The sequence below is a fragment of the Streptomyces viridifaciens genome (assembly GCF_001888885.2).
GTDB classification, from domain to species: Bacteria; Actinomycetota; Actinomycetes; order Streptomycetales; family Streptomycetaceae; genus Kitasatospora; species Kitasatospora aureofaciens.
Map to the genome: position 1 here is coordinate 535,586 of NZ_CP090840.1, position 21,552 is coordinate 557,137.

The window sequence follows — 21,552 nt, forward strand, 5'->3', positions numbered from 1 at the left end:
GCTCCACCGTCTGGAGGATTCGCGCCGCATGCCGGCGGGCATCGATCTGCAGCCAGTCGACCGGCGACCGCTCCGCCGTCGCCGGCGGCTGCTCGCCCGCCCCGGCCTCTGCGGCCGCGCCGTCCTCAGAGACCTGCGCCATGGCGTGCTGGGGCTGGGCGCGGTGGGCACGCAGCTCGGTGTCCGGCCCATGACCCGGGCGTCGTGCGCGGCCAGGGCCCGCAGGACCCGCCAGATCGTGCGGAAGCCGGAGGCCTCGATCTCGGTGTCGGCTTCGGCCTTCACGACTTCGCGGCGTCCTTCACGTCGGCCGTTTTGTCGGCGCCGGCTGTCTCGTCACCGACCAGCGGGGTGGGAGGTATACGGGGATGATCCAGGAGACGTTGCCCTGCCGGTAGGACAGGCGCAGCGTGCGGCCGACGGCCTGGACGATGTCGATCACCGAGCTCTTGGGGTCGGCGAAGCAGACCGCGTCCACGGCGGCGACGTCGATCCCCTCCGTCAGCAGCCGGCTGTTGCAGAGGATGCCGCACTCTTCGCCGTCGTCGCCGGTGTGGGCCTTGAACTCCGGCGATGGCGCCCAGCGGGCCCGCAGTCGGTCGGTGCCGGCCACCGCCTTCGCCCAGATCCGCTCCGGACGGTCCGCATCCTTCAGCAGCGCGGCCGCCGCCGGCAGGTCCGCGGCGAACTCCCGCGCCCCGGCCACCCGCGAGTGGAACGTGATCACCCGGCGCAGGTCCAGGACCCGGGGCAGCCCTTCCGCGGTCGAGGACGCCGCCGGGCAGCGGGTGCTGGCCGGTGGGCCGCCAGCCGACCGCGACGGCCAGGTCGCGCGGCCCGGGTTGGAGCACCGCGCCGGAGCGGCCGTCCCCGGCCTGGACGACGTCGATGCCGACGGCCGCGAGCGCGGCGACGGTCGCGTCCCACAGCGGCCGGTCGGGGCCACCGTTCGGGCCGGCTGTCTGGTTTTCCAACCAGCAACGACAGCGTGCGGGCCGATCCGCGGCCCGGGGTAGCCACCAGCCGGATCGTTGGCACATGCAGGGACACGGTGGCGAGGGGCTCTGCCCGCCCGTACTACTCCACTGACGAAACGTTCAGCCCCGAAGGCCTTGGCACTCTGGCCGGTTGACAGGCCAGTTCCCAGTAGTGACGCACTCGGAACACCCCGGACAGGCTTGCTGTTGCGGTCACAGCGACCGCCAGCCACAGAGCAGCGCCCGCCATGGCTAGCGCCCCGGAGACCTGGTCGGCTGCTGTAAGGCCCAAAAAGAAGATCACCACTGACGGGGGAAGCGACAGCACAACGGGCAATGCAATCCAGGTCGAATTGCGTGTGGTCTCTCCGCCATGAGCCTTGAACGCCTGTCGGGAAGTCTGCATCGCCTCACGGACCCCAATGCCGTCGATCATCATCGCTGGTAGCACTAGGTAGGACGCCATCGCCCATGGGATTCCAATCAGTAGCAGCGTCCCAAAGAAGACCACCACAACACCAACCAGTGCCCACATCACGATCGCCGGAAGCCGCCGAACCGCTCGCCTGTAGCTGGACCTGACCCCTACTTTCCGTCCCTGTAGAGCGTCATACGCCGCGACAATCAATACCGCGTTGAAGAACGTGGCGAGGGTCGACATGACGAGGATCGCGGTCATGCCCAGCGCGAGGTTTCCCACGATGGCCCCCGGCCAGAGCCCCACCACCGCCATGACGAGCAATCCACCTACACCGGCTAGCACCACGCCCGCGATCCCAGGCAGCAGCAGCAGTGCCTTATGCCCTCGGATCACTTGCGCGGCCTGCCTCACCGGCCGCTTCGCGCTCAACAATCCACCCCAAATGCTCTCAATCCGGCGCAGGCTGTCACTCCCAGGGCCTCTCCTGCAGCTCCCAGCCCGCTTCCTCGTCTTTGTCGTGCAGGAACCGGGGTTGGGAGACCGTCCGCAGTCCTACGTCACTGATCGGCCATTCGTCGAAATCGTCACGCAGCAGCCTCGACAGAAATTCCGCCATCCCGAAGGGGTACACCGACCAGGCCGCGTGAAAGCGCGAATAGACGGCCACTGGCCAGCAGTCCGGATTTTCGTCAAAAGTAATCCAACAGAGGGAGTCCTGCTCCGTCCATCCCCAGAGAAGCATGTCCTCAAGGCGGTACAGGCCAGCTTGGGCTGGGTCTCTCCAGCTGTCCGCGCCCCCGCTGGCCAGCATGCCAGCGGGAAGCGTCGATACCACGTTTCCGGCGAGTTCGGCAGTCGTGGTGGCAGGCGCTTGGACGTACAACGCCTGTTCAATCGAACCACTCCCGAACGCGGCGACGAATCGCTGGTAGTCGGAGGGGAGCCTCCGCCCGTACACCGCCTCCACCGCATCCCAGTCGACGCTGTCTCCACGGGTGGGCCCGAAACACGACAGGAGCTCCGTCAGCTCGAACATGACTTCCCTGCCATCCCCTGTGTAGCCGATCACGCTAGTACCTGAATTCCGTCGGTGCGTACTGCCCCATGTTGTGCCATTGCTGATCGTAGAGGCTGAACATCTCGTTGGGGACGTACTCATCGAAGGAGATTCCGGGTGCACCACCCGGCTTGTAGCCCGTGGCCTTCATCTCGAACCCGATGGGCACCACCCTGTCCCCGTCGTACCTCGGAGTCACTTGGTAGTGCACCACCTGATGCTCCTTCTCCACCGCATACTTGACCTTCTTCTCCCAGGTGTCCATGTTGGCGACCCGAGGGTCTGTACGGTCTTCGGTGTAACTCCCGATCAAGAGAGAACACCTGATGAGCGACGTGATCGTCTCCGCGGAGGCGGTTGAGGAAGTCCGGCCGGTCGAGCTCGCGCCGGACGTACTGGACGAGCAGTTGATCGGGCAGTTGGTCGACCGGGCCCGCGCCGGAGGCGTCAAACTGACCGGCGAGGGCGGGCTCCTGCAGCAGCTCACCAAACGCGTCCTGGAGGCCGCCCTGGAGGGCGAGATCACCGACCACCTCGGCTACGAGAAGCACGACCCGGCCGGCGCCGGCTCGGGGAACTCCCGCAACGGCACCCGCTCGAAGACCGTGGTCACCGACGTAGGGCCGGTCGAGATCGACGTGCCCCGCGATCGGGAGGGCAGCTTCGAGCCGCAGATCGTGCGCAAGCGCCAGCGCCGGCTGACCGGCGTGGACGACATGGTCCTGTCCCTGTCCGCCCGGGGCCTGACACACGGTGAGATCTCCGCCCACCTGGCCGAGGTCTACGGCGCGAACGTGTCCAAGCAGACCATCTCCACCATCACCGACAAGGTGATCGACGGGATGGCCGAGTGGCAGAACCGGCCCCTGGACCCGGTCTACCCAGTGATCTTCATCGACTGCGTCCACGTGAAGATCCGCGATGGTCAGGTGGCGAACCGCCCGATCTACGTCGCGCTCGCGGTCACCGTCGAGGGCACCCGCGAGATCCTCGGTCTGTGGGCCGGCGACGGCGGCGAGGGCGCCAAGTACTGGCTCCACGTCCTCACCGAGATCAAGAATCGCGGCGTCGGCGATGTGTGCATGGTCGTCTGCGACGGCCTCAAGGGCCTGCCCGACGCCATCGAGACCGTCTGGCCGCAGGCCATCACCCAGACCTGCGTGGTCCACCTGATGCGCGCGTCCTTTCGATACGCAGCTCGCCAGGACTGGGACAAGATCTCGAAGGCACTCAAGCCCGTCTACACCGCCCCGACCGCGAAAGCGGCCGAGGACCGGTTCCTGGAGTTCCAGGAGGCCTGGGGCGACAAGTATCCGGCGATCGTGAAGATGTGGTCGGACGCCTGGGCCGAGTTCGTCCCCTTCCTCCAGTTCGACACCGAGATCCGCCGGGTCGTCTGCACCACCAACGCGATCGAGTCGGTCAACGCCCGCATCCGCAAGGCCGTCCGAGCCCGCGGCCACTTCCCCAACGAGCAGGCCGCGTTGAAGTGCGTCTACATGGCCATCATGGCGCTCGACCCGACCGGAGCCGGCCGCAAACGCTGGACCACCCGCTGGAAGGCCGCACTGAACGCCTTCGAGATCACCTTCGACGGCCGACTCTCCATCGGCCGCCGGTAGTACAAATCAACCTGAGTTACACCGTTGGCTGGACACACCCCTCATACGCACCGGACCTCAATCCGGTCGAAGGCCTCTGGTCACTCCTGCGGCGCGGCCCGATGGCGAACACCGCCTTTACTGACGCCGACCACCTCACTCACACCCTCCGCCGCGGGCTACGGCACATCCAACTTCGATCCACCCTCATTGAGGGATGCCTGGCCGGCACCGGCCTCTCACTCACCCCACCGACCCCGCCCTGAAAACCTCAGTAACGGCCTGCGGGCACCGTCACGACGGGCAGGTGTCCCGGTAGGCCTGGCCGGGGAGGTAGCGGGACCAGTCGGTCCGGCTCAGGCCCTGGCCGACGCGGGCGCAGGCGCGGTCCACGGCGTGGGTGCGCAGGTCGTCGAGGGCGCTCAGGTCCGTCAGATGGACCGTGCCATCCTGGTCGGCGCTGGCGAGCAAGGGTCCGCCGGGGGCGAGGGCCAGGGCGACGACGCTGCTCGGATAGCGGTCCGAGGTCGAGATCGCCTGTGGCTGGGTCCGGTCGGTGGTGTCCCAGATGATGAACGTGCCATCGTTGCTTCCGGAGATCAGCGTGTGACCGTCGGGACTGAACACCACCGAGCGTACCCAGCTTGCGTGTTGGGTGAGCGGCTGGCCGAGCTGCTGGGCGTCGTGCAGCTTGGTGGTGTCGTACAGGATGATGCTGGCGTCGGAGCTGCCGACGGCGAGTGTGTGTCCGTCGGGGCTGAACGCCACCGTGTCCACGCCTGCGGTGTGCCCGGGCAGCTGTTGAAAGTCGTAGTGTCGGAGCGCCGCGTGGAGGGCGTACAGCGTCACCGTGCCGTCAACTCCGCCGGATGCCAGTTGGCGTCCGTCCGGACTGAACGCTAGCGCGCCGACGGCCTCGCGGGCGGCGGAGTGGCTCAGCTCGTAGCGGACGGGCTGCGCGGGGTCGGTGACGTCCCAGACGGTCACCCCGCCGTCGCCGTCACCGTCGGCCAGGCGGTGGCCGCCGGGTTGGAACGCCAGTGTTCGGACTCCGGCGGGCGCCGTCACCCGGGAGATCTCGCGTGGGTGCTCGGGATCGCGGGTGTCCCACAGCGTGATGGTGGCGTCGGTGCTGCCGGTCGCCAGGGTGGTCCCGTCCGGGGCGAACGCCATAGCGTCCACGTAGGTGGTGCCGCCGGTGAGCTGGGCCAGTCGGCGGGGCCTGTCCGGGGCCTGGACGTCCCACAGCACCACCGATCCGTCACCGCCGCCGACGGCCAGGGTGTGTCCGTCTGGGCTGAAGGTCACTGCCCATGCCCCGGCTCCTATCGGATCCAGGGCTGCCCGGTCACGGATGTCCCGCTGGTCCCTCCACAGCACAACGGTGTTGTCGGTGCTGCCCGTGTTGCCGGTGGCGAGCATATGCAGGTCCGGGCTCATGGCCGCCGCCGTCGACCAGGCGGCGCCGCCGAGTTGCTGACCGGTGTGGCGGGGCTGGCTCGGGTTGCCGAGGTCCCAGGTGTCCAGGCGGTGGCTCTCCCCCAGGACGTTGAGCTGGTTGGCGGTAAGCCGCATAGCCGCAACCGGGCTGTCGGTGACGACCTGGGTCAGGAAGGCGGGCCTGCTCAGATCGCTGACGTCCCAGAGCGTCGCCACGCCATCGCCGCCGCCACTCGCCAGACGGTGACCGTCCGGGCTGAAGGTGAGCGCGGTGACCCAGTCGGAGTGGTCGGTGAGCGGTTGGCCAAGTCGGCGCGGGACGTGCGGGTCGGCGATGTCCCACAGCAGTTCCGTTCCGCCGTCGTTCCCGATGGCCAGCGTGCGGCCGTCCGGGCCGAACGAGACGGCACTGACGCCGCCGTCTCCGCCCGTGACCGAACCGAGCGGCTGAGGCTCCCCGATGCCATCGAGGCTCCAGAGCACCGCCGTGCCGTCCTCGTCGGCGGTCGCGAGAATGCGCCCGTCGCCGCTGAACCGCGCCTGCCACACGCGCCCGTGACCGGTCCTGAGTCCGTTTCCGGACACCGGCTTGTGCGGGTCGCTGACGTTCCACAGGTCGACGGAGTCCTTCGCGCCGACGGCCAGCGTGTGCCCGTCGGGGCTGAAAGCGAGTGTGTTCACCCCGCCGGGTGCCGCATGCAGCGTGCCGACCGGCTGTTCCGGGTGCGGGGTCGAGGTGTCCCAGAGCAGCACCGTGCTGTCCGCTCCCCCGGTGGCGAGCACCCGGCCGTCGGGGCTGAACCTCGCCGCGCGCACCATGCTCCCATGCCCCACCAGGGTGGCCGCGTACGGGGTGAGCAGGCTGCGGAGCACGCTGTCGGTGGACTCGGGGCTGTGGTCGATCCGATCGGCCGCGATGCTCAGTTGCAGGGCCAGTCTCGGATCGTTGGCCTGTGCGCCGCTCGCCTTGCCGACCAACTCGTGGGCGAGGATCCGACGTTGCCGTTCCTGGGCGGTGTCCAGTTCCCGAATTGCCAGGACGGTCGCGGCCAGCGATGCCACCAGCAGCCCGACCAGGGCCGTGACCGTACCGACCAGCCACCGCCTACGGCGCCGACCGGCGCGATCGCTCGCGGCCAGGAACTCGCGTTCCACCGGACGGAGTTCGCCCGGATGACGGGCCGCCCAGTCACGGGCGAGCTCCAACCGGCTGCCCCGGTAGAGCGCGGCGTTGTCGTGGTGCCAGCTGTCCGCGTCCTCGCCGAGCCTCTGCTGGACCAGCAGACCCGCCCGGTCAGCGTCGACCCAGGAACGCAGCCGGGGCCAGGCGGTCAGCAGCGCCTCATGGGTGATCTCCACGGTGTCCCGCCGCATGGTCAGCAGCCGCTGCTCGGTGAAACCACTCAGCACGGCCTGCGTGCCCTGCGGGTCCAGTCCCTCGGTCAGCCGGTCGGCCCGCACGGTGCGCCGGGTGTCGGCGGTGTCCTCCCCGATCCGCACCAGACGCCGGAACAGCGGCTCCGCGACGCGCCGCGCTTCGGCACTCAGCCGGCGGTACGCCCGTTCGGCGGTCTCGGCGACCGCCCCCTGGATCCGGCCGGCCGCCCGGTAACCAGCCACCGTCAGGGTCGAGCCGTGCCGCTGCTGCCAGGTGACGCGCAGCGCGTGGGCGAGCAGCGGCAGGCGGCCGGACTCGTAACCTGACTCCGGGTGCTCGTCCTGTGTCGCGGTGGCGGGTGAGCCCTGGGCAGTGGCCACGCCGAGATCGGTGAGCAGCAGCTCGACCAGCCCCTCCTCGAGGTCCAGGCCGACCGAGCGCGCCGGATGCAGGATCGCCTCCCGCAGCTCGGTGGCCGACATCGGACCGACGAACACCTGCCGGTGCTCCAAGGCCTCCCGCAGCGACGGATACGGCGCGCAGCGGGCGTAGAAGTCGGCCCGTACCCCGTACACCACCAGGGCCAACGGCCCGTCCTGGCCACGCGCCTGGGCCAGCGAGCCGAGCGCGGCGAGGAAGTCCTGACGATCCGGCCCGATGGTGTCCTCGGCACCCTGTGTGAACAGTTCCTCGACCTGGTCGACGATCAGCACCAGCCGGTCCGCTCCGCGCTCCTCCAGAACCTCGCGCAGCCGATCCGCCAAGGCGGTGGGCCGCTCGGCCAGCTCGGCCCCGATCTCGGCCGGATCGGCCTGGGTGAGTGCGGCCAGGTGCATCGTCAGCGCGACGAGCGGTTCGGCGGTCGGCGTGAACACCAGGCAAGGCCAGCGCCGCGAGCCCGGCAGGGCGCCCCGGGCGAGGGCAGGCACCAGGCCGGCCCGCAGCAGGGAGGACTTGCCCGCGCCCGAGGGGGCGACCACAGCGACTGCACCACCCTGCCGGAGGGATTCGTCCAGCAAGCCCACCAGTCGCGCCCTCACCCGGTCGCGGCCGAAGAACCACGCCGCCTGCTCGGCCGTGAAGGCGGACATGCCGGGATAGGGGCAGTCGTCCGGACCGTCCGAACCGGGTCGGACGCGACGCACCCGGTGTACGCCGTCCCAGTAGTGCAGGTGGAGATCCCGCTCGGCGATGTACTGGTCGCCTGCCGCCAGGTAGATGGTGCCCGATCCGGAGGCGAACGCCTCCAGGTGGACCGTGGGCCCCCGATCGGTCATGAACCGCTGATGTGCATGGAGCCGCCGGACATGTAGATGTTCGCTTGGTCCGACGCGGTGCCGTGCATCTCCACCCGCGCGCCGGACTCGGGCTGGTCGGGGCGCAGTTCGGTCAGCAGCGCGCGCAGTTCCTCGGCCAGCGCCGGTTCGGCGGCGAGCAGACCGCGCAGCCGGCCACGCCACTCGATCGCCATCTCGCGTGCCGCGGCCTGGCCTTCTTCGGACTGGCCGGAGGCCAGGAGTTCGCTGCGGCACTCCTCCAGCTCGCCCGCTACTACCTCGGCCTCGTTCGCCCGGCCGGACCGGCGCCACAGGGCGACCACCGCCCGCTTGGCCTGCTCCCAGCCATCAGCCGCAAGTCGGCCCACCAGCGCCGTGGCAGCGGCAGACGCCAGACCTATCAGCTCCGGATCCATTCCTTGCCCCTCCCGTCCGATCCGATCCCTCCCAACAGGCCCAGGGTAGCCGTCGAACCGCTCTTAGCGTCAGCAGAACTGATGCTTGCTCAGTTGATATGCCGGGCCGGTTCCGGCAGGGCGGCGGCATCGCACGCCGAGTGCTCAGGGACACCGGGTACGGCATCCCGCACCGGGGATTCCAGTGGCCCCTTCTGTGGTGCCGGGCCGTGGACCGGTGAGCGCGACCCCGTCGCCGCCTTCGAGCGCGCCAGGGCCATCGCGGCGACCAACACCAAGGCCAGCAAGCCGGTCGCGACCTGAACCTGGAATCCAGGATCAACGGGTTCGTCTTCGCCGGCCGGTCGCACAGCCTGCCCGGCACGCCGACCAACAGCGCCCCAGTTCTTTCGGGAAACGATCACTCGCCATTTGGGAAGCGATCTTCAACCCTGCTCTCGCCCCGCTGGTCAGCCCCACTCGTGAACACCCCGGTGGTTCACCGCCTGGCGCAGCTTGCGGCCGGCGGGCCAGCGGGAGCCGCGGGCGTGGCGGCGTACGGCTCTGGGGGGGCACATCCAGGAGAGCCGCAAGCACGCGGATCACCCGCTGGGTGGTCGTCCGGGCTGAACCGGTCGTCCATGCTCAGCGGGCCGTCGGCGTACCGCTCCAGTAGCGCCAGGAGCCGTGTCTGGGCGGTGCGCAGTTCTGCCACCGGGCAGTTGCCCCAGCTGTCGGCGGTGTGGGCCTGGCAGGGCGCTGTGGTCTTCTTCGTCGTCGTCATGGCGCCACCTGGCCGGGGTTGGCTGTGGACAGCGCGACGGTGACGTCGGAGCAACGCGCCCCCAGCCGGAAGTCACCGGCTGGGGGCGCGCAACGGAAGGGGCAGGTGCCTTGGGGCCCGCTCGGTCGGTCAGAACTGGCTGCGGCGCGCCCTGGGACGGACGGGCGAGGCCTGCTCGGTGCCGCGCAGCGCGAGTGCCGCGGTACGGGTGTGCTCCAGCCAGCTCATGACCTGGCGCAGCGTGGCGGGGTCGAGGTGGTGGGTGAGGTTGCGGACGGCTTGGCGGTCGTCGTCGGTGAGGGTGTGGATGCCGGCGCGGTTGAGGGCGGTGTAGAGGGGTTGGGCTGCGGTGCCGGCGAGGCGTCGGTGGGCGAGGTCGGTGGTCTGGTGGGCCTGGTGGGCGGCCTCGCGGGCACGGTCGGCGACGTCCTGCCGGTGGTGCTCACGGCGCAGCGCGTGTTGGAGGTGATCAGGCCCAGCACATCGACCACGAGCCCACGCTTACGGCCCGGCACCTTCTTGCCGGCGTCCAGTCCCGTCGTGGTCTTCGGGACACCGGCCGCCGCACGGACGGACTGGGTGTCGATGATCACGAGGGACGGGTCCTCTAATCGCTTGGCTCTCTCCCGCACCTGGCAGCGCAGCAGCTCCTGTATTCGCTGGTCAAGGCCGTCCTGCCGCCACAGCGTGAAGTAGTAGAACACCGCCGACCACGGCGGCAGGTCGTGCGGGAGGTAACGCCACTGACAGCCCGTCCGGTTCTGGTAGAAGATCGCGTTCACGACCTCCCGCAGGTCGCAGGACCCAGGATCTCCGGTCGCCGACCGGGCCACCCGCTCCTGCTTCCACGACTCGATCACCGGTCTGACCAGTTCCCACTGCTCGTCTGTCACGTCACTCGGATACGCCGGTCTCTCCATACGCCGCACAACATCACCTACCCCCCCGGCCAGCACGCCAGTTCGTCGAACGATCACACGAACGAGTGATCCCCAACCATGAATAAAGGGACTTAACGTCCTCTCAGTGGGCATTTTGATAGCGATCATCCGCTATACGGCCTTCGTCCATGTCATGATTTGCCCCGATCTACGGAGAAGACGAGGTATGCCCTCGCAGGGGCAGCGAAAGCCAGAGTCCGTCTCATCCGCTTCTGGGCTCTGAGACCCGTCTGGTTTGAAGAAGTCATAGAAACGCCCAACAGGCAGCGGAACGAGATCCTCCGCGCCATCCGTGCTGACGCTGTGTCATGACCGAGCGCAAGCAGTACCCGAGTGATCTGTCCGACGCCCGATGGGCCCTGATCGAGCCGATTCTGACGGCATGGAGAAAGGCTCGGCTCGACCGGCGGCCGACCGGTCAGCCGGCGAAGGTCGACTTGCGCGACGTCTTCAATGCGATCATCTACGTCAACCGCACGGGAATCCCCTGGAAGTATCTCCCGCACGACTTCCCCAACCACGGCACCGTCTATGCCTACTACGCCGCCTGGCGTGACGAGGGAATATTCGCCCAACTCAACTACGACCTCACCGGACTGGCCCGAGTAAAGGAAGGCCGCAAACCCGAGCCGACCGCCTCGGTGATCGACACCCAGAGCGTGAAGACCTCCACCAACGTGCCCCTGACCAGCCAGGGAACCGACGCCGCGAAGAAAATCGTCGGCCGGAAGAGGGGCATCCTCACCGACACCATCGGACTCATCCTCGCCGTCGCCGTCACCGCCGCGAGCCTGTCCGAGAACGCCCTGGGAATACGCCTCCTCAACCAGGCCAAGAAGACCTACCCGAGCATCTCCAAGAGCTGGGTCGACACCGGCTTCAAGAACGCCATGATCGAGCACGGCGCAAGCCTCGGAATCGACGTCGAGGTCGTCCACCGGAAGTCCGACGTCCCTGGATTCCACGTGGTGAAAAGGCGATGGGTGGTCGAACGGAGCTTGGGGTGGATCATGCAACGCCGCCGTCTCGCCCGCGACTACGAGACCCTCCCGACCAGCTCCGAAGCCATGATCCACATCGCCTCGATCGACAACCTCACCAAGCGCATAACGGACGAGACCACACCAACCTGGCGAGGAACTTACTAGAACATAAAGGGCAAACTACTCTCACCAAATGCCCTCTCAGGGCCGGCGACGGCGTGTGCGTGCACGGCTGCTCCCGGAACATCGTCAAGCCGTGCCTGGCTGCCCACCGCGTAGACCAGGGTGTCGTAGCCGATCACCCGGGGCTCGTCGCCGATCCACACGGTCCGGGCAGTGGTGTCGATCGCGGTCACCTGACCGACGACCAACTCGACCGGAGTACCGCTGAGCCGTTGACGCAACGACAGCGTCGCCCCAGGGCGACGGCAGCGATAGCGTGCATAGGGTGATGATCCGATCGCCCCGCGCCTGGGAGCTTGAACAAAACGATCGCCGCATCGTCTTCGCTGCCGGTACCGAGGCGACGATGTTCGCCGAGTCCCGCCCATTTCGCGTCTCCGAGCACCGGTTGCCCGCGTGGAAAGCCGTGCTCTCCATCGGCGGCCACGCCGAACTCCTCCAACCGGGACTACGCATGGTGGCAGCCCCCGGGCTGATCGTCCCGCCCCAGCTGGCCCACGTCTGCGCGGCCACCTCTCCCTACATCGCGCTGTTCGTCGACTCCTGGCTGTTGCCCTCCTGCCCGGGGCCGATACGACTCGATGCAGGCGAGGTCCGCCGCCTGCTCGCTGCGCTCGGGACCGCCGGTCCCGACGGCCCCGGCACCCAGGTGGATCTGGCCGCCGGATTCACCGAACTGCGGGCAGTCGCAGGGCGCCCAACACCGCTCGACCCGAGAGTCGCCCACGCCCTCTACGTATGTATGCTCCGCGATTCGGACATGCCCCTCGCGTCCATCGCCGAGGAGGTCGGCCTGTCGGCACCGCGGCTGCGCACCTTGGTCCGGCAGGACGTGGGCATCACGCTCACCCGCCTGCGGCGATGGGGCCGGCTCCGTACCGCAGTCGCCGACCTGCCGGCTGGGGCTGCCGCCGTTGCCGCAGCCACTGCAGGCTTCGCCGACCAGGCCCACCTCACCCGTACCGCACGGGACTTCATCGGCCGTACACCCGCCTCCCTGCGACGCGATGGAGCTACCCTGGCAGCCCCCCGTGACGATTCGTAGGTGGCCACTGTGCCGACCGATGGTTGGCCATCGGGGGTCAGAACTGCATGGCCGGTCTGATTCGGGAGACCAACGTGCTTCGCCCCCCTCCGCTGCTGTGCAGCGCGGCGCCGAAGGGGCGTCCTCGCTCCGACTCAGTTCACCGGATTCCGATGGCTCTGGTCACCATGCGTTGATGACCGGCGCGTCGGGTTCGTGCTGCCGCCAGGCCTCGTTGAGGCGCGTGAGCCGGTCCGCGGCGGCGATGCCGCGCAGGGACGCGACCTTGCCGTCACTGACCTCGAACGCCACCACGCCCACGACCCGGCCCTCGATCACGGCCATGACGGCCGGGGAGCCGTTGAGCAGCGCGATATGGAGCGCGGGGGAACCGCCGGCCATCCGCCGCTTCGCCGGCGTGGGCTTGAAGCCGGCCCGCACGTAGGAGGCGATCCGCTCGCGCGTGTTGTACCACAGCAGCCGCCTGGCCAGTCCGGCGCCGTCCGAGACCGCGACCGCGTCGTCGGTGAGCAGCGCCACCAGCCGTTCGGTGCGCCCCGACGTGGCGGCGGCGAGGAACTCCTCGACGACCCGGCGTGCGGACGCGGGGTCCACCACGTCGCCGCCACGGCGCTCGGTGGCGACCCGGCGCCGGGCCCGGTGGACATGTTGCTGGCTCGCGGACTCGCTTATGTCGAGGATCCTGGCGATCTCGGCGTGCGGGTACGAGAACGCCTCGCGCAGGACGAAAGCGGCCCGCTCGACCGGCGAGAGGCGCTCCATCAGCGTCAGTACGGCCAAGGAAACGGATTCGCGCTGCTCGAAGGTGTCAGCCGGGCCGAGCATCGGGTCGCCTTCGAGCAGCGGCTCGGGCAGCCAGTCCCCGGCAGCGCGCTCATGGCGTGCCTGCGCCGAACGGAGCCGGTCAAGGCAGAGGTTGGTGACGACTTTCGTCAGCCACGCCTCCGGCACCTCGATCTGGTCCCGGTCCGCGGCCTGCCAGCGCAGGAACGCCTCCTGCACGGCGTCCTCGGCATCGGCGGCCGAGCCGAGCAGGCGGTACGCGAGCGGGGCCAGCAGGCCCCGGCTGGCCTCGAACCGATCGATGGCGACGCTGTCCATGAGGCACAGGCTATGCGGAGACCGGCGCATCGGACCGGTCCTTCGCGATGGCCAGGCGGCGCTTGCGCTTCGGCATGCCGAAGGTCGGGTGGGCGATGCTCCACCGGGACCCCTTGAGCACACTCGACTTGAGCCGCGCGGCGGGCCTGCCGCCCAGGTACCAGGACTTCGATCGGGCCTCCTCGTCCACCGTCTGGAAGATCGCGTCCCGCTGCCCGAGGCTGATGGTGTTGCCGTAGTACTTCAGCGCGGTGGTCGGGACCTTGCTGCCGGTCAGGCGCGCGATGATCGCGGCGGTTGCCTGCATGTTGGTATAGCCGGCCGAGCCGCAGGACATCGGCAGCGGCCGACCGTTGTCACCGATCGCGTAGGCGCTGTCGCCGGCGGCGTACACGTCCGGGTGCGAGACCGAGCGCATGGTGCGGTCGACGACGATCTGGCCGGTCTCGGCGACCTCCAGGCCGCTGGCGGCCGCATTCGGATGCACGGCGAACCCGGCCGACCACACGGTTACGTCGGCAGGGACGGCCGTACCGTCGGCGGCGATCGCCCGTGTCGGCTCGACCGCTTCGATGGCGGTGTGCTCGTGGACAGTGATGCCGAACCGGTCGAAAGCCTGGCGCAGGTGGTGGCGGGCCTTCGGGGAGAGCCAGGCACCCAGCTCGCCGCGGGCGGCGAGCGCGACCGAGAGATCGGGCCGCGACTCGGCGAACTCGGTGGCGGTCTCAATGCCGGTCAGCCCCTCACCGACGACCAGCACGGTCCCGCCCTCGCCCAGGCCGGCCAGGCGCTCGCGCAGACGCAGCGCCGAGGACCGGCCCGTCACATCGAAGGCGTACTCGGCCACGCCGGGCACGCCATGGTGAGCGACCGAGCTGCCGAGCGCGTAGAGAAGCGTGTCGTACGCCAGCTCGCCGTCGCCGTCCTCGCCGGTCACGGCGACAGTCCTGCGCTCGGGGTCGACGCCGGTGACGCGTGCCAGCCGCAGCCGCACCCCGGTGCCCGCGAATACGTCGGCGAGCTTGCGGAACGCGAGGTCCTGGCCGATCGCAAGCTGGTGAAGCCGCATCCGCTCAACGAAATCGGGCACGGCATTGACGACGGTGATCTCGGTGTCGGCGGGTGAGAGCCGCCGGGCCAGGTTTCCGGCGGCGAAGGCCCCGGCGTATCCAGCGCCGAGTACCACGATGCGGTGCTTCATGGCGATGCTCCTGTCTCGTTCACGTGCCCCTTGAACGAGACGGCGCCCCGATTGCTGACAGAAGTCAGGTGTGACGCGCGTCACCAACGTCCGACAGTTTTATAGCTAGGTGACCCGTCGACGTCTACCAGTACACCTCGCCGTCCTCGTTCAGCATGGGGCGGGAGACCGTGCCGCCATAGTGCCGGTTCTCCATGTGCTCCAAGGCCTCGGCCGCGCCTTGGAGGAAGGCGCCCAGGGTCGGGGGGGTGCCCGCCTGCGCTGTCACCGGAAGCCGATACCCTCCGGCGGTTACGGGCGGCTGACGGGAGCAGACGTGGACATCGAGGCGATGCTGGACCGGCTCGGCGCCGTGATCGGGTCGCCGCCCGCGGGCGGAGTGGTCCCGGTCCCGTGGGAGCAGGGGCCCAAGGTGCTCGGTTTCCAACTGCTGCGGACTACCGGGCGTTACGGATGTCCTGTGACAGATGCCCTTGACCGATTGCCAGGTGAGTTTGACCGATCGAGACGCCGTCCCCGGGTCAGGTGTAGACGTTGCGGCCATACTCCTCACGGCTCACCTGGAAGTCGTCCGGCTGGTCGCAGCGGAGCTGCTCATACCGTTCTCCGAAGATGTCGATCGCCTCGTGGAGCGTGCAGCCGGACGCCTCCAAGGCGGAGGAGGCACGAATCCGTGACCTGATCGATCGCCTGGGCCGGGTGGAGGGGCTGGAGCCCGTAGTGACCCTGCTCGAGGACACCTGCGAGAGGGGTTCCCAGAACCTTCTCGAGCCAGGTACGCAGGTGGTGTTGAACTGCAAGATGCACGCCACCGCGGACTTCGGTGTCCGGGGAGACATCACCTCGGTGCTGCCCGGGATCCGCGCGGCCGGCCTCACCAGGTGGGGTCCGGTGGACGAGAAGGGCCAGGACGGACCGTACGCGACCGGCACCGTCCGCTACGCCCTGGAGTACCAGCGCACCCGTGGTCACTATCCAGACGGCCGGCCGATGCCCAGCCCGCGGCTGACGGCAGACGGGCTCGCGATCGACTGGGACCGGCTGGATCTGCCGCTCGTGAACCGGATCGAGGAGCCCGCGCCCTGTCTGTCGCCGTCCGGCGGCGGCACGTACCACCGTTGCGCGCAAGTTCCGGAAGGGGCAGGGAAAGGGGCCGAGGCGCGCGCCCGCTACGGCACCGTGCTCGAGCTGACAGTGGATGGGCGCGACTACTTCACGGTGAAGAGGTAGGGCCGTACGCGCGGAGCTCGTCACCGACGGGCCGCAGGCGCTCATGCCTCGACTTCGCCGCCGTCCGGCCCTCCGGTGCTCGCCCCGCACGGCCACCTCGCGAAGGGCGCCGTCGTCGCGCCACTGGCCGCCGCGGTGGGGTTGACGCAGGACAAGGTGTCCCGACGTCAGCACGGACGATCCAGTTCCCGTCGCCCGGCGTCCAGTCCAGGCCGGGCATGGATATCGCCGTAGGCGAACTCGACGGCCAGTCGCGGCAGGTCCGGTGCAATGTCGGCCAGAGAGTCGTAGACCCGCTGCCGAATCTCGCCTGCCCCACTCAGCTCGGCCTGCCGAGCCCGTCCCCGCTCGTACCGTGTCGGCATGTCCAAACCTCCCGGGCTCGTGCGATGCGTGCAGGTGAGAGCCTGCCGCCTCGTGGCGGAACGCTCCAGGCCCTGCCTGTACGGGTACTGCGAGGGCCACCATGCGCCTTGCCATAATGGAGTTCATGGAAGATCTGGGGGCTTTCCCGCACTCACGCCGGGCCCGCGTGACCCCCGAGTCCGTCGGTCTGCGGCCCGGCGCCCGGCGCCGCGTGTCCGGTCTGCGCCGCGAGGAGGTCGCCCAGCTCGCCGGGATCAGCGTGGAGTACTACCAGCGCCTTGAGCAGGGCAGGTCGTCCAGCCCCTCCCCGGAGGTGCTCGGCGCCATCGCGCGCGCACTGCGCCTGGACAAGGTGGAAAGCACCCACCTCAGCTCCCTCGCCCACCCTCCGCGCCATCCGAATGGTCACCAGCCCGTACAGGTCCGGCCGGAACTGCTGCGCATGCTCGACCGCATGGCGTCGGTCGCCGCCCTCGTCATCAACGACCGCTTCGACGTCCTCGCCTCGAACGAACTGGGCGCGCGGCTCTTCGAGCCGGTACTGGCCGAACCGGACTCGCAACGCAACCTGGCCCGCCACCTCTTCCTGAGCCCGACCGCCGCGGACTTCTACCTTGACTGGGACGAAATAGCCGCAGCCACCGCCGCTCAACTACGACTCGTCCGCGCCCGTCACCCGGCGGACAGTGAACTGGCACAGCTGATCGACGTCTTAACCGCCGCCAGCCAGTCCTTCCAAACCCACTGGTCAGCCGGCGATGTGGAACTGCGGGCCGCCGGGGTCAAGAACCTCAGACACCCCGATGCCGGCGTGCTGGCCCTGCACCTCGAGAACCTCGACCTGCCCGGTGACCCCCGCCAACGCATCGTCGCGCTGAGCCCGGCACAGGATCCAGCCACCGAGACGGCCTTGAGGTGCCTCGCTACGTCGCCCCCCAGCGCAACCGTCCCAGCAGGCACGCCGACAAAGCCATGACGGCTTCGACAGCTGACAAAGGCCAAAACCACGCCGAGTACGCCAGACACCTCCCTCAGAACGAGCTGCACCCAAAAAGGTTCAGCCGGTCCGGCCCGGCGTGTCCAGCTGCGTACGGTGTTGGCTCATGGCGCGGGAGTGGAGCCAGGGGTCGCGCCAACGCGGGTGTCCCGCGAGCAGCTTGTCTGCGCCGGCCGGTCCCCAGGACCCCGACTTGTACGGCTCCACCGGGGGCGGGGCGTCCAGCAGTGGCTGGACGATGCGCCAGGTCTCCTCCACGCTGTCCTCCCGGGTGAAGAGGCTGGAATCCCCTTCCATGGCGTCGCCGAGCAGCCGCTCGTAGGGCTCCGGTGCCTCCCCGAGCTCCTCGGAGAAGATCAGCGACAGATCCACCGTCCGGGTCGCCCTGGCGCCGGGCTGCTTGGCCTGCACGACCAGGTCGACACCCGGGTCGGGGTCGATCCGCAGGATGAGCTCGTTCGGGTCCGGCGCGCACGTCGGCGCGAACGCGACCCCGGGGGGCCGCTTGAAGACGACCCGTATCTCGGTGACTCGCTCCGGGAGGGCCTTACCGGCCCGGATGAAGATCGGGACGCCCGACCAGCGCCAGTTGTCGATCTCCAGCCGCAGCGCGGCGTAGGTCTCGGTCTGCGAGTCCGGGCTCACCCCCGGCACGGCCAGGTAGCCGTCGTACTGGCCGCGGACGTAGTGCCTCGGGTCCGCCGACGGGATAGCCCGGAACACCTCTACTCGCTTGTCGCGCAGCCCGTCGGCGTCGGCGGTGCTCGGCGGCTCGGAGGCGAACAGCCCGATGAGCTGGAGCAGGTGGTTCTGCACGACGTCGCGGAGTGCCCCGACCGGGTCGTAGAAGCTGCCCCGGTCCGCCACGCCGAAGTCCTCGGCCATGGTGATCTGCACGCACTGGATCCGGTCGCGGTTCCACAGCGGCTCCAGGACGGAGTTGGCGAACCGGAGGAACAGGATGTCCAGGGACGGTTCCTTGCCGAGGAAGTGGTCGATGCGGAGGATCTGCTGCTCCTCCAGAAGCCTACGCAACTGGGCATTCAGCGCCCGGGCCGACGCCAGGTCGTGGCCGAACGGCTTCTCCACGACGACCCGGGCCTGAGCGGTGAGGTTGGCACCGGCCAGGCCCTCAACCACGCGGCCGAACAGCGACGGTGGGATCTCCAGATAAAAGACCGGAGTGTGCCGGGTCTCGATCGTCCGGGCGAGGCGGTCATAGGTGCTCGGATCCCCGAAGTCGCCGGAGGTCATCGACAGCCGCTGCGCGAACCGCTGGAACACGTCCTCGTCGATCGTCTCGCCCGTGTCCTCGATGGCGTGGCGGGCGTGATCCAGTAGAGCCGTGGCCGACCACTCCTGGCGGGCCACGCCGACGACCGGGCAGCGGAGCAACCGGCGGCGCTCCAGGCGGTACAGGGACCGGAAGGTCATCTTCCTGGCCAGATCTCCGGTGATGCCGAAGATCACCAGGACATCCGCGGCCGTGCTCGTCGGTGCAGTCATGGCACTCCTTCTCGTCGGCCTTGGCAGCGCCGGGGTCAAGGCAGGATGAACCGCTCCACCGCGTTGGCGAAGCCCTCGTCCTCATTGGTTGTGGTGACACGACGGGCGGCCCGCTGGACCTCCTGGCTCGCGTTGCCCATGGCGATACTGAGTCCCGAGTGGGCGAACATGAGTACGTCGTTGGGCATGTCGCCGATCGTGGCGATCTCCTCGGCCGGGATCCGGTAGGCCCCGGAGAGGTAGCGGACCACGCAGCCCTTGTTGGCGTGGGGGTGGGTGACGTCGGCGTAGTAGGGCTGAGACCTGGACACCGACACGTGGTCGCCGAAGCGCTCGCTGGCCGCCGCCACCGCCTTCTGGACCACGTCGTGGTCATCGCTCACCCCGACGACCTTGGCCACGCCGTCCGAGACCGGGGTGAAGCTGTCGACGGGCGTCGGGTCGAACCGGACCGTCCAGGACTCGCGGGCCACGTGTGGTCCCTGAGGGTCCAGGACCAGCCAGTCCGCGCCCCGGTAGACCCACACGCTCAGCCCGTGGGCGGTGAGCAGTTCGATCGCTGCCGGCGTCACGTCGTCCGGTACGACCTGCTGCTCGATCACCGACATGTCGGGGCGGGCGAACAGCCCGCCGTTGAACGCCGCGATCGGCGTGCTGAGCTCAAGCGGCTCGATGAGCATGGACATGCCGCGTGGCGGGCGGCCGCTGGTGACGGCGAAGAGTATCCCGGCCTGCCGCAGGTTCGCGACCGCGGCGATGGCCCGCTCGGTGAGGACCTTGTCCTGGGTGACGAGCGTGCCGTCGACGTCGGCGAGCAGCAGTCGGATGGATTGGGGGGCCATGCCTGCCTCCGGGTTGGTCCGGTGGGTCCAGGAGCTGGGCGGCTGACCTCGGGGACAGGACCGAGTAGCGCGGGACATCGCCCACGGGGTATGCCCACCGCTGACTGCGAAGGCGTCGTGCCTACGCCTTCTTCTCGGCGTGGCTGCCGAATTCGCTGCGCATCACAGAGAGGACCTTGTCGGTGAACTCGCCCCGGCGCCGAGACTCGACACGGGGTTGAACTCGGCCACGACGGCGGCCACCGGCCGTTCGGTCTTCGAGCGGGAGGCGGCTGCGCGGATCTTGTCCCGCAGCACCCCCAACGCTCGTTGCGAGGGCCAGCGTTGCAGGTAGAACCTGCCCCGCCATTTCCACGACTCCACCTTGCGATGGTGGAAGCCGAGAAACTCGAAGCCCTGTCCGCCCCGGGTGAGGCAGACGATGCCGGACTTCTCCGGATGCAGCTGCATCCCCAGCCCGCCCAGCACCTCCGCCGCCAGCTCCCGCGCCTGTTCGGCGACAGGACCACGAGACGGTCTACTGCGGCAGGTGACCGTCCATCATCGAAACGGCAGATGTCGCTCGGCCCTCGTTCCGTGGTGCTCAAGCCGTCAGGCCCTCGATCGCCACGGGAAGATGGCGTGGGCCGCGCAGTACGGCGTTGGTGCGGTACGGCGGCGGGTCCTCGAGCAGCCCGGAGAACTTGACCCGGCGGAACAGTTCGGGCACGGCCGCATGTAGTTCTATGCGGGCGAGCGGGGCGCCGAAGCAGTAGTGGATGCCGGTGTAGAAACCCAGGTGCTCGTTGTCCTTGCGGTCGGGATCGAACCGGTCGGGGTCCTCGAAGCGTTTGGGGTCACGATTGGCCGCGGCCAGCATGAGCCAGACCGGCGAGCCCTTGGGGATCGTGGTGCCGGCGACGTCGATGTCGGCCAGGGCGGTGGTCCACGGGACGAACTGGACCGGGGGCTCGAACCGCAGCACTTCCTCGATGAGCGGGACGGCCAGGTCCGGGTCCTTCTGGAACCGCTGGAGGACGTCGGGGTGGCGCAGCAGAGTGAGGGTCGTATTGGTGATCGCGTTGACGGTGGTCTCGTGGCCGGCGACCAGGAGCAGCACTGCGGTGGCCTCCAGGTCTGCCGGTGTCATGTCGGGGGCGAGGGCACTGAGTATGCCGGGGCCGGGGTGGCGGCGTTTGGTCTCGATCAGGTCGGACAGGTAGGCGCCCATGTCCTGGCGTGCCCGCTGTGCCTTTTCCTGGCCGTCGTCGCCGCCGGGGCGGGGATCGAGTGACGACGCCAGGGCATCGGCCCAGACGTGGAAGCGCGGTTCGTCCTCGCGCGGCACGCCGAGGACCTTGCAGATGGCGGTGACGGGTAGGGGGTAGGAGAAGTCCTCGACGATGTCGACCTGGTCCTTGCCTTCGAAGGCGTCGAGCAGCTCGGTGACGACCGTGGCCAGGTCTGCGCGCAGGCCGTCGAGGAATCTGGGGCTGTGCGGGGGACCGAACGGCCGGTTGATGGTGTCGCGCAGCCGGTCGTGCACGGGCGGGTCGGTGAAGATGAAGCTCGGCGGCAGACCGGTCTCCTCCGCCGGGTGCCCGACGCGGGCGTAGCCGGGCGGGCGGTTGCGTGTGTCGTTGCTCAGCCGCGGGTCGTTGGCAAGGTTCCGCACCTCATAGTAGGTGCTGACCAGGTAGGTGCCGTCGTCCTCCCGCCTGACCGGTTGCTCGCGCAGTTCCGCGTAGAGCGGGTACGGATCGGCTCGGTTGGCGTAGTCGGTGATCTGCGCGGTGATGGTGCCGGGCGTCATGGTCTCTCCTGAGGGCTCCGGGCGGCACAGGGCCG

The 21,552-nt window shown here is 69.1% G+C and carries 19 protein-coding genes and 2 pseudogenes; 6 read left to right on the forward strand and 15 right to left on the reverse strand.

Annotated features, from left to right (window positions below; all coding sequences use genetic code 11):
- Positions 1-301: 301 nt before the first annotated feature.
- From BOQ63_RS02330 to BOQ63_RS02345, 4 genes are all read right to left on the reverse strand, one after another.
- Positions 302-727 (reverse strand): helicase-related protein, encoded by a 426-nt coding sequence (locus BOQ63_RS02330; protein WP_072653269.1) that lies wholly within the window; start codon positions 725-727, stop codon positions 302-304.
- 350 nt (positions 728-1,077) lie between these two features.
- Positions 1,078-1,809, reverse strand: coding sequence for a hypothetical protein (locus tag BOQ63_RS02335; protein WP_143174597.1), 732 nt, complete (start codon positions 1,807-1,809; stop codon positions 1,078-1,080).
- A 55-nt stretch (positions 1,810-1,864) separates the two neighbouring features.
- Positions 1,865-2,467 (reverse strand): hypothetical protein, encoded by a 603-nt coding sequence (locus tag BOQ63_RS02340; protein WP_079183362.1) that lies wholly within the window; start codon positions 2,465-2,467, stop codon positions 1,865-1,867.
- Position 2,468: 1 nt separating this feature from the next.
- Positions 2,469-2,720: a hypothetical protein gene (locus tag BOQ63_RS02345; RefSeq protein ID WP_143174598.1), complete on the reverse strand. Its 252-nt coding sequence runs from the start codon at positions 2,718-2,720 to the stop codon at positions 2,469-2,471.
- A gap of 70 nt (positions 2,721-2,790) precedes the next feature.
- Here BOQ63_RS02345 and BOQ63_RS02350 point away from each other — a divergent pair, with 70 nt between their 5' ends.
- A complete protein-coding gene (locus BOQ63_RS02350; protein WP_370863245.1) occupies positions 2,791-4,077 on the forward strand; it encodes an IS256 family transposase in 1,287 nt (428 codons plus the stop codon).
- Between the two features lie 38 nt (positions 4,078-4,115).
- Positions 4,116-4,322 (forward strand): annotated as a pseudogene (locus BOQ63_RS02355) (IS630 family transposase); the annotation flags it as partial.
- Positions 4,323-4,350: 28 nt separating this feature from the next.
- Here BOQ63_RS02355 and BOQ63_RS02360 read toward each other — a convergent pair.
- The 3 genes and pseudogenes from BOQ63_RS02360 to BOQ63_RS02370 all read right to left on the reverse strand — a co-directional run.
- A complete protein-coding gene (locus tag BOQ63_RS02360) occupies positions 4,351-8,151 on the reverse strand; it encodes a WD40 repeat domain-containing protein (protein ID WP_072653273.1) in 3,801 nt (1,266 codons plus the stop codon).
- The gene (locus BOQ63_RS02365) at positions 8,148-8,567 is read right to left on the reverse strand and encodes a hypothetical protein (RefSeq protein ID WP_072653274.1); all 420 of its coding nucleotides are present in this window, start codon (positions 8,565-8,567) and stop codon (positions 8,148-8,150) included. The genes BOQ63_RS02360 and BOQ63_RS02365 overlap by 4 nt, the downstream gene beginning before the upstream one ends.
- A 1,203-nt stretch (positions 8,568-9,770) precedes the next feature.
- A pseudogene (locus BOQ63_RS02370) lies at positions 9,771-10,250 on the reverse strand (transposase); the annotation flags it as partial.
- 329 nt (positions 10,251-10,579) lie between these two features.
- On the opposite strand from BOQ63_RS02370, the gene BOQ63_RS02375 reads away from it, so the two are divergent.
- Entirely contained in the window at positions 10,580-11,419 is an 840-nt protein-coding gene (locus tag BOQ63_RS02375) for an IS5 family transposase (protein WP_454130918.1), read from the forward strand.
- Here the strand turns inward: BOQ63_RS02375 and BOQ63_RS02380 are convergent.
- A complete protein-coding gene (locus BOQ63_RS02380; RefSeq protein WP_143174601.1) occupies positions 11,416-11,610 on the reverse strand; it encodes a hypothetical protein in 195 nt (64 codons plus the stop codon). The two genes, BOQ63_RS02375 and BOQ63_RS02380, sit on opposite strands and share 4 nt — an antisense overlap.
- A gap of 95 nt (positions 11,611-11,705) precedes the next feature.
- Between BOQ63_RS02380 and BOQ63_RS02385 the strand changes: the two genes are divergently transcribed.
- A complete protein-coding gene (locus tag BOQ63_RS02385) occupies positions 11,706-12,482 on the forward strand; it encodes a helix-turn-helix domain-containing protein (RefSeq protein ID WP_232543272.1) in 777 nt (258 codons plus the stop codon).
- A gap of 162 nt (positions 12,483-12,644) precedes the next feature.
- Here the strand turns inward: BOQ63_RS02385 and BOQ63_RS02390 are convergent, their stop codons facing one another.
- From BOQ63_RS02390 to BOQ63_RS02400, 3 genes are all read right to left on the reverse strand, one after another.
- Positions 12,645-13,583, reverse strand: coding sequence for a sigma-70 family RNA polymerase sigma factor (locus BOQ63_RS02390; RefSeq protein WP_030556381.1), 939 nt, complete (start codon positions 13,581-13,583; stop codon positions 12,645-12,647).
- Positions 13,584-13,593: 10 nt separating this feature from the next.
- A complete protein-coding gene (locus BOQ63_RS02395; protein ID WP_072653276.1) occupies positions 13,594-14,784 on the reverse strand; it encodes an NAD(P)/FAD-dependent oxidoreductase in 1,191 nt (396 codons plus the stop codon).
- Between the two features lie 124 nt (positions 14,785-14,908).
- Positions 14,909-15,052: a hypothetical protein gene (locus tag BOQ63_RS02400; RefSeq protein WP_167395642.1), complete on the reverse strand. Its 144-nt coding sequence runs from the start codon at positions 15,050-15,052 to the stop codon at positions 14,909-14,911.
- Positions 15,053-15,396: 344 nt separating this feature from the next.
- On the opposite strand from BOQ63_RS02400, the gene BOQ63_RS02405 reads away from it, so the two are divergent.
- Together BOQ63_RS02405 and BOQ63_RS02410 are read left to right on the forward strand one after the other, a co-directional pair.
- Complete coding sequence (locus BOQ63_RS02405; RefSeq protein ID WP_454130915.1) at positions 15,397-16,014, forward strand: hypothetical protein; 618 nt, start codon at positions 15,397-15,399, stop codon at positions 16,012-16,014.
- A 490-nt stretch (positions 16,015-16,504) separates the two neighbouring features.
- The gene (locus BOQ63_RS02410) at positions 16,505-17,356 is read left to right on the forward strand and encodes a helix-turn-helix domain-containing protein (RefSeq protein ID WP_167395643.1); all 852 of its coding nucleotides are present in this window, start codon (positions 16,505-16,507) and stop codon (positions 17,354-17,356) included.
- Positions 17,357-17,437: 81 nt separating this feature from the next.
- On the opposite strand, the gene zwf is transcribed toward BOQ63_RS02410, so the two are convergent.
- The 4 genes from zwf to BOQ63_RS02430 all read right to left on the reverse strand — a co-directional run bounded on the left by zwf (position 17,438) and on the right by BOQ63_RS02430 (position 21,517).
- Positions 17,438-18,883 carry a glucose-6-phosphate dehydrogenase gene (gene zwf, locus BOQ63_RS02415; protein WP_046385940.1) on the reverse strand — a complete coding sequence of 482 codons (1,446 nt, stop codon included), beginning with the start codon at positions 18,881-18,883 and terminating at the stop codon, positions 17,438-17,440.
- 35 nt (positions 18,884-18,918) lie between these two features.
- Positions 18,919-19,725: a Cof-type HAD-IIB family hydrolase gene (locus BOQ63_RS02420; protein ID WP_072653277.1), complete on the reverse strand. Its 807-nt coding sequence runs from the start codon at positions 19,723-19,725 to the stop codon at positions 18,919-18,921.
- 162 nt (positions 19,726-19,887) lie between these two features.
- Positions 19,888-20,193 (reverse strand): RNA-dependent RNA polymerase family protein, encoded by a 306-nt coding sequence (locus BOQ63_RS02425; protein ID WP_072653278.1) that lies wholly within the window; start codon positions 20,191-20,193, stop codon positions 19,888-19,890.
- Positions 20,194-20,308: 115 nt separating this feature from the next.
- Positions 20,309-21,517: a cytochrome P450 gene (locus tag BOQ63_RS02430; RefSeq protein WP_072653279.1), complete on the reverse strand. Its 1,209-nt coding sequence runs from the start codon at positions 21,515-21,517 to the stop codon at positions 20,309-20,311.
- Positions 21,518-21,552: the final 35 nt, after the last annotated feature.

Bases quoted from the DNA above. Each gene is read 5' to 3' on its own strand.
- BOQ63_RS02345 (WP_143174598.1), bottom strand. From the start codon at position 2,720: ATGGACACCTGGGAGAAGAAGGTCAAGTATGCGGTGGAGAAGGAGCAT.
- BOQ63_RS02360 (WP_072653273.1), bottom strand. From the start codon at position 8,151: ATGACCGATCGGGGGCCCACGGTCCACCTGGAGGCGTTCGCCTCCGGA.
- BOQ63_RS02365 (WP_072653274.1), bottom strand. From the start codon at position 8,567: ATGGATCCGGAGCTGATAGGTCTGGCGTCTGCCGCTGCCACGGCGCTG.
- BOQ63_RS02375 (WP_454130918.1), top strand. From the start codon at position 10,580: ATGACCGAGCGCAAGCAGTACCCGAGTGATCTGTCCGACGCCCGATGG.
- BOQ63_RS02385 (WP_232543272.1), top strand. From the start codon at position 11,706: ATGATCCGATCGCCCCGCGCCTGGGAGCTTGAACAAAACGATCGCCGC.
- BOQ63_RS02390 (WP_030556381.1), bottom strand. From the start codon at position 13,583: ATGGACAGCGTCGCCATCGATCGGTTCGAGGCCAGCCGGGGCCTGCTG.
- BOQ63_RS02395 (WP_072653276.1), bottom strand. From the start codon at position 14,784: ATGAAGCACCGCATCGTGGTACTCGGCGCTGGATACGCCGGGGCCTTC.
- BOQ63_RS02405 (WP_454130915.1), top strand. From the start codon at position 15,397: ATGTCGATCGCCTCGTGGAGCGTGCAGCCGGACGCCTCCAAGGCGGAG.
- BOQ63_RS02410 (WP_167395643.1), top strand. From the start codon at position 16,505: ATGGAAGATCTGGGGGCTTTCCCGCACTCACGCCGGGCCCGCGTGACC.
- zwf (WP_046385940.1), bottom strand. From the start codon at position 18,883: ATGACTGCACCGACGAGCACGGCCGCGGATGTCCTGGTGATCTTCGGC.
- BOQ63_RS02420 (WP_072653277.1), bottom strand. From the start codon at position 19,725: ATGGCCCCCCAATCCATCCGACTGCTGCTCGCCGACGTCGACGGCACG.
- BOQ63_RS02430 (WP_072653279.1), bottom strand. From the start codon at position 21,517: ATGACGCCCGGCACCATCACCGCGCAGATCACCGACTACGCCAACCGA.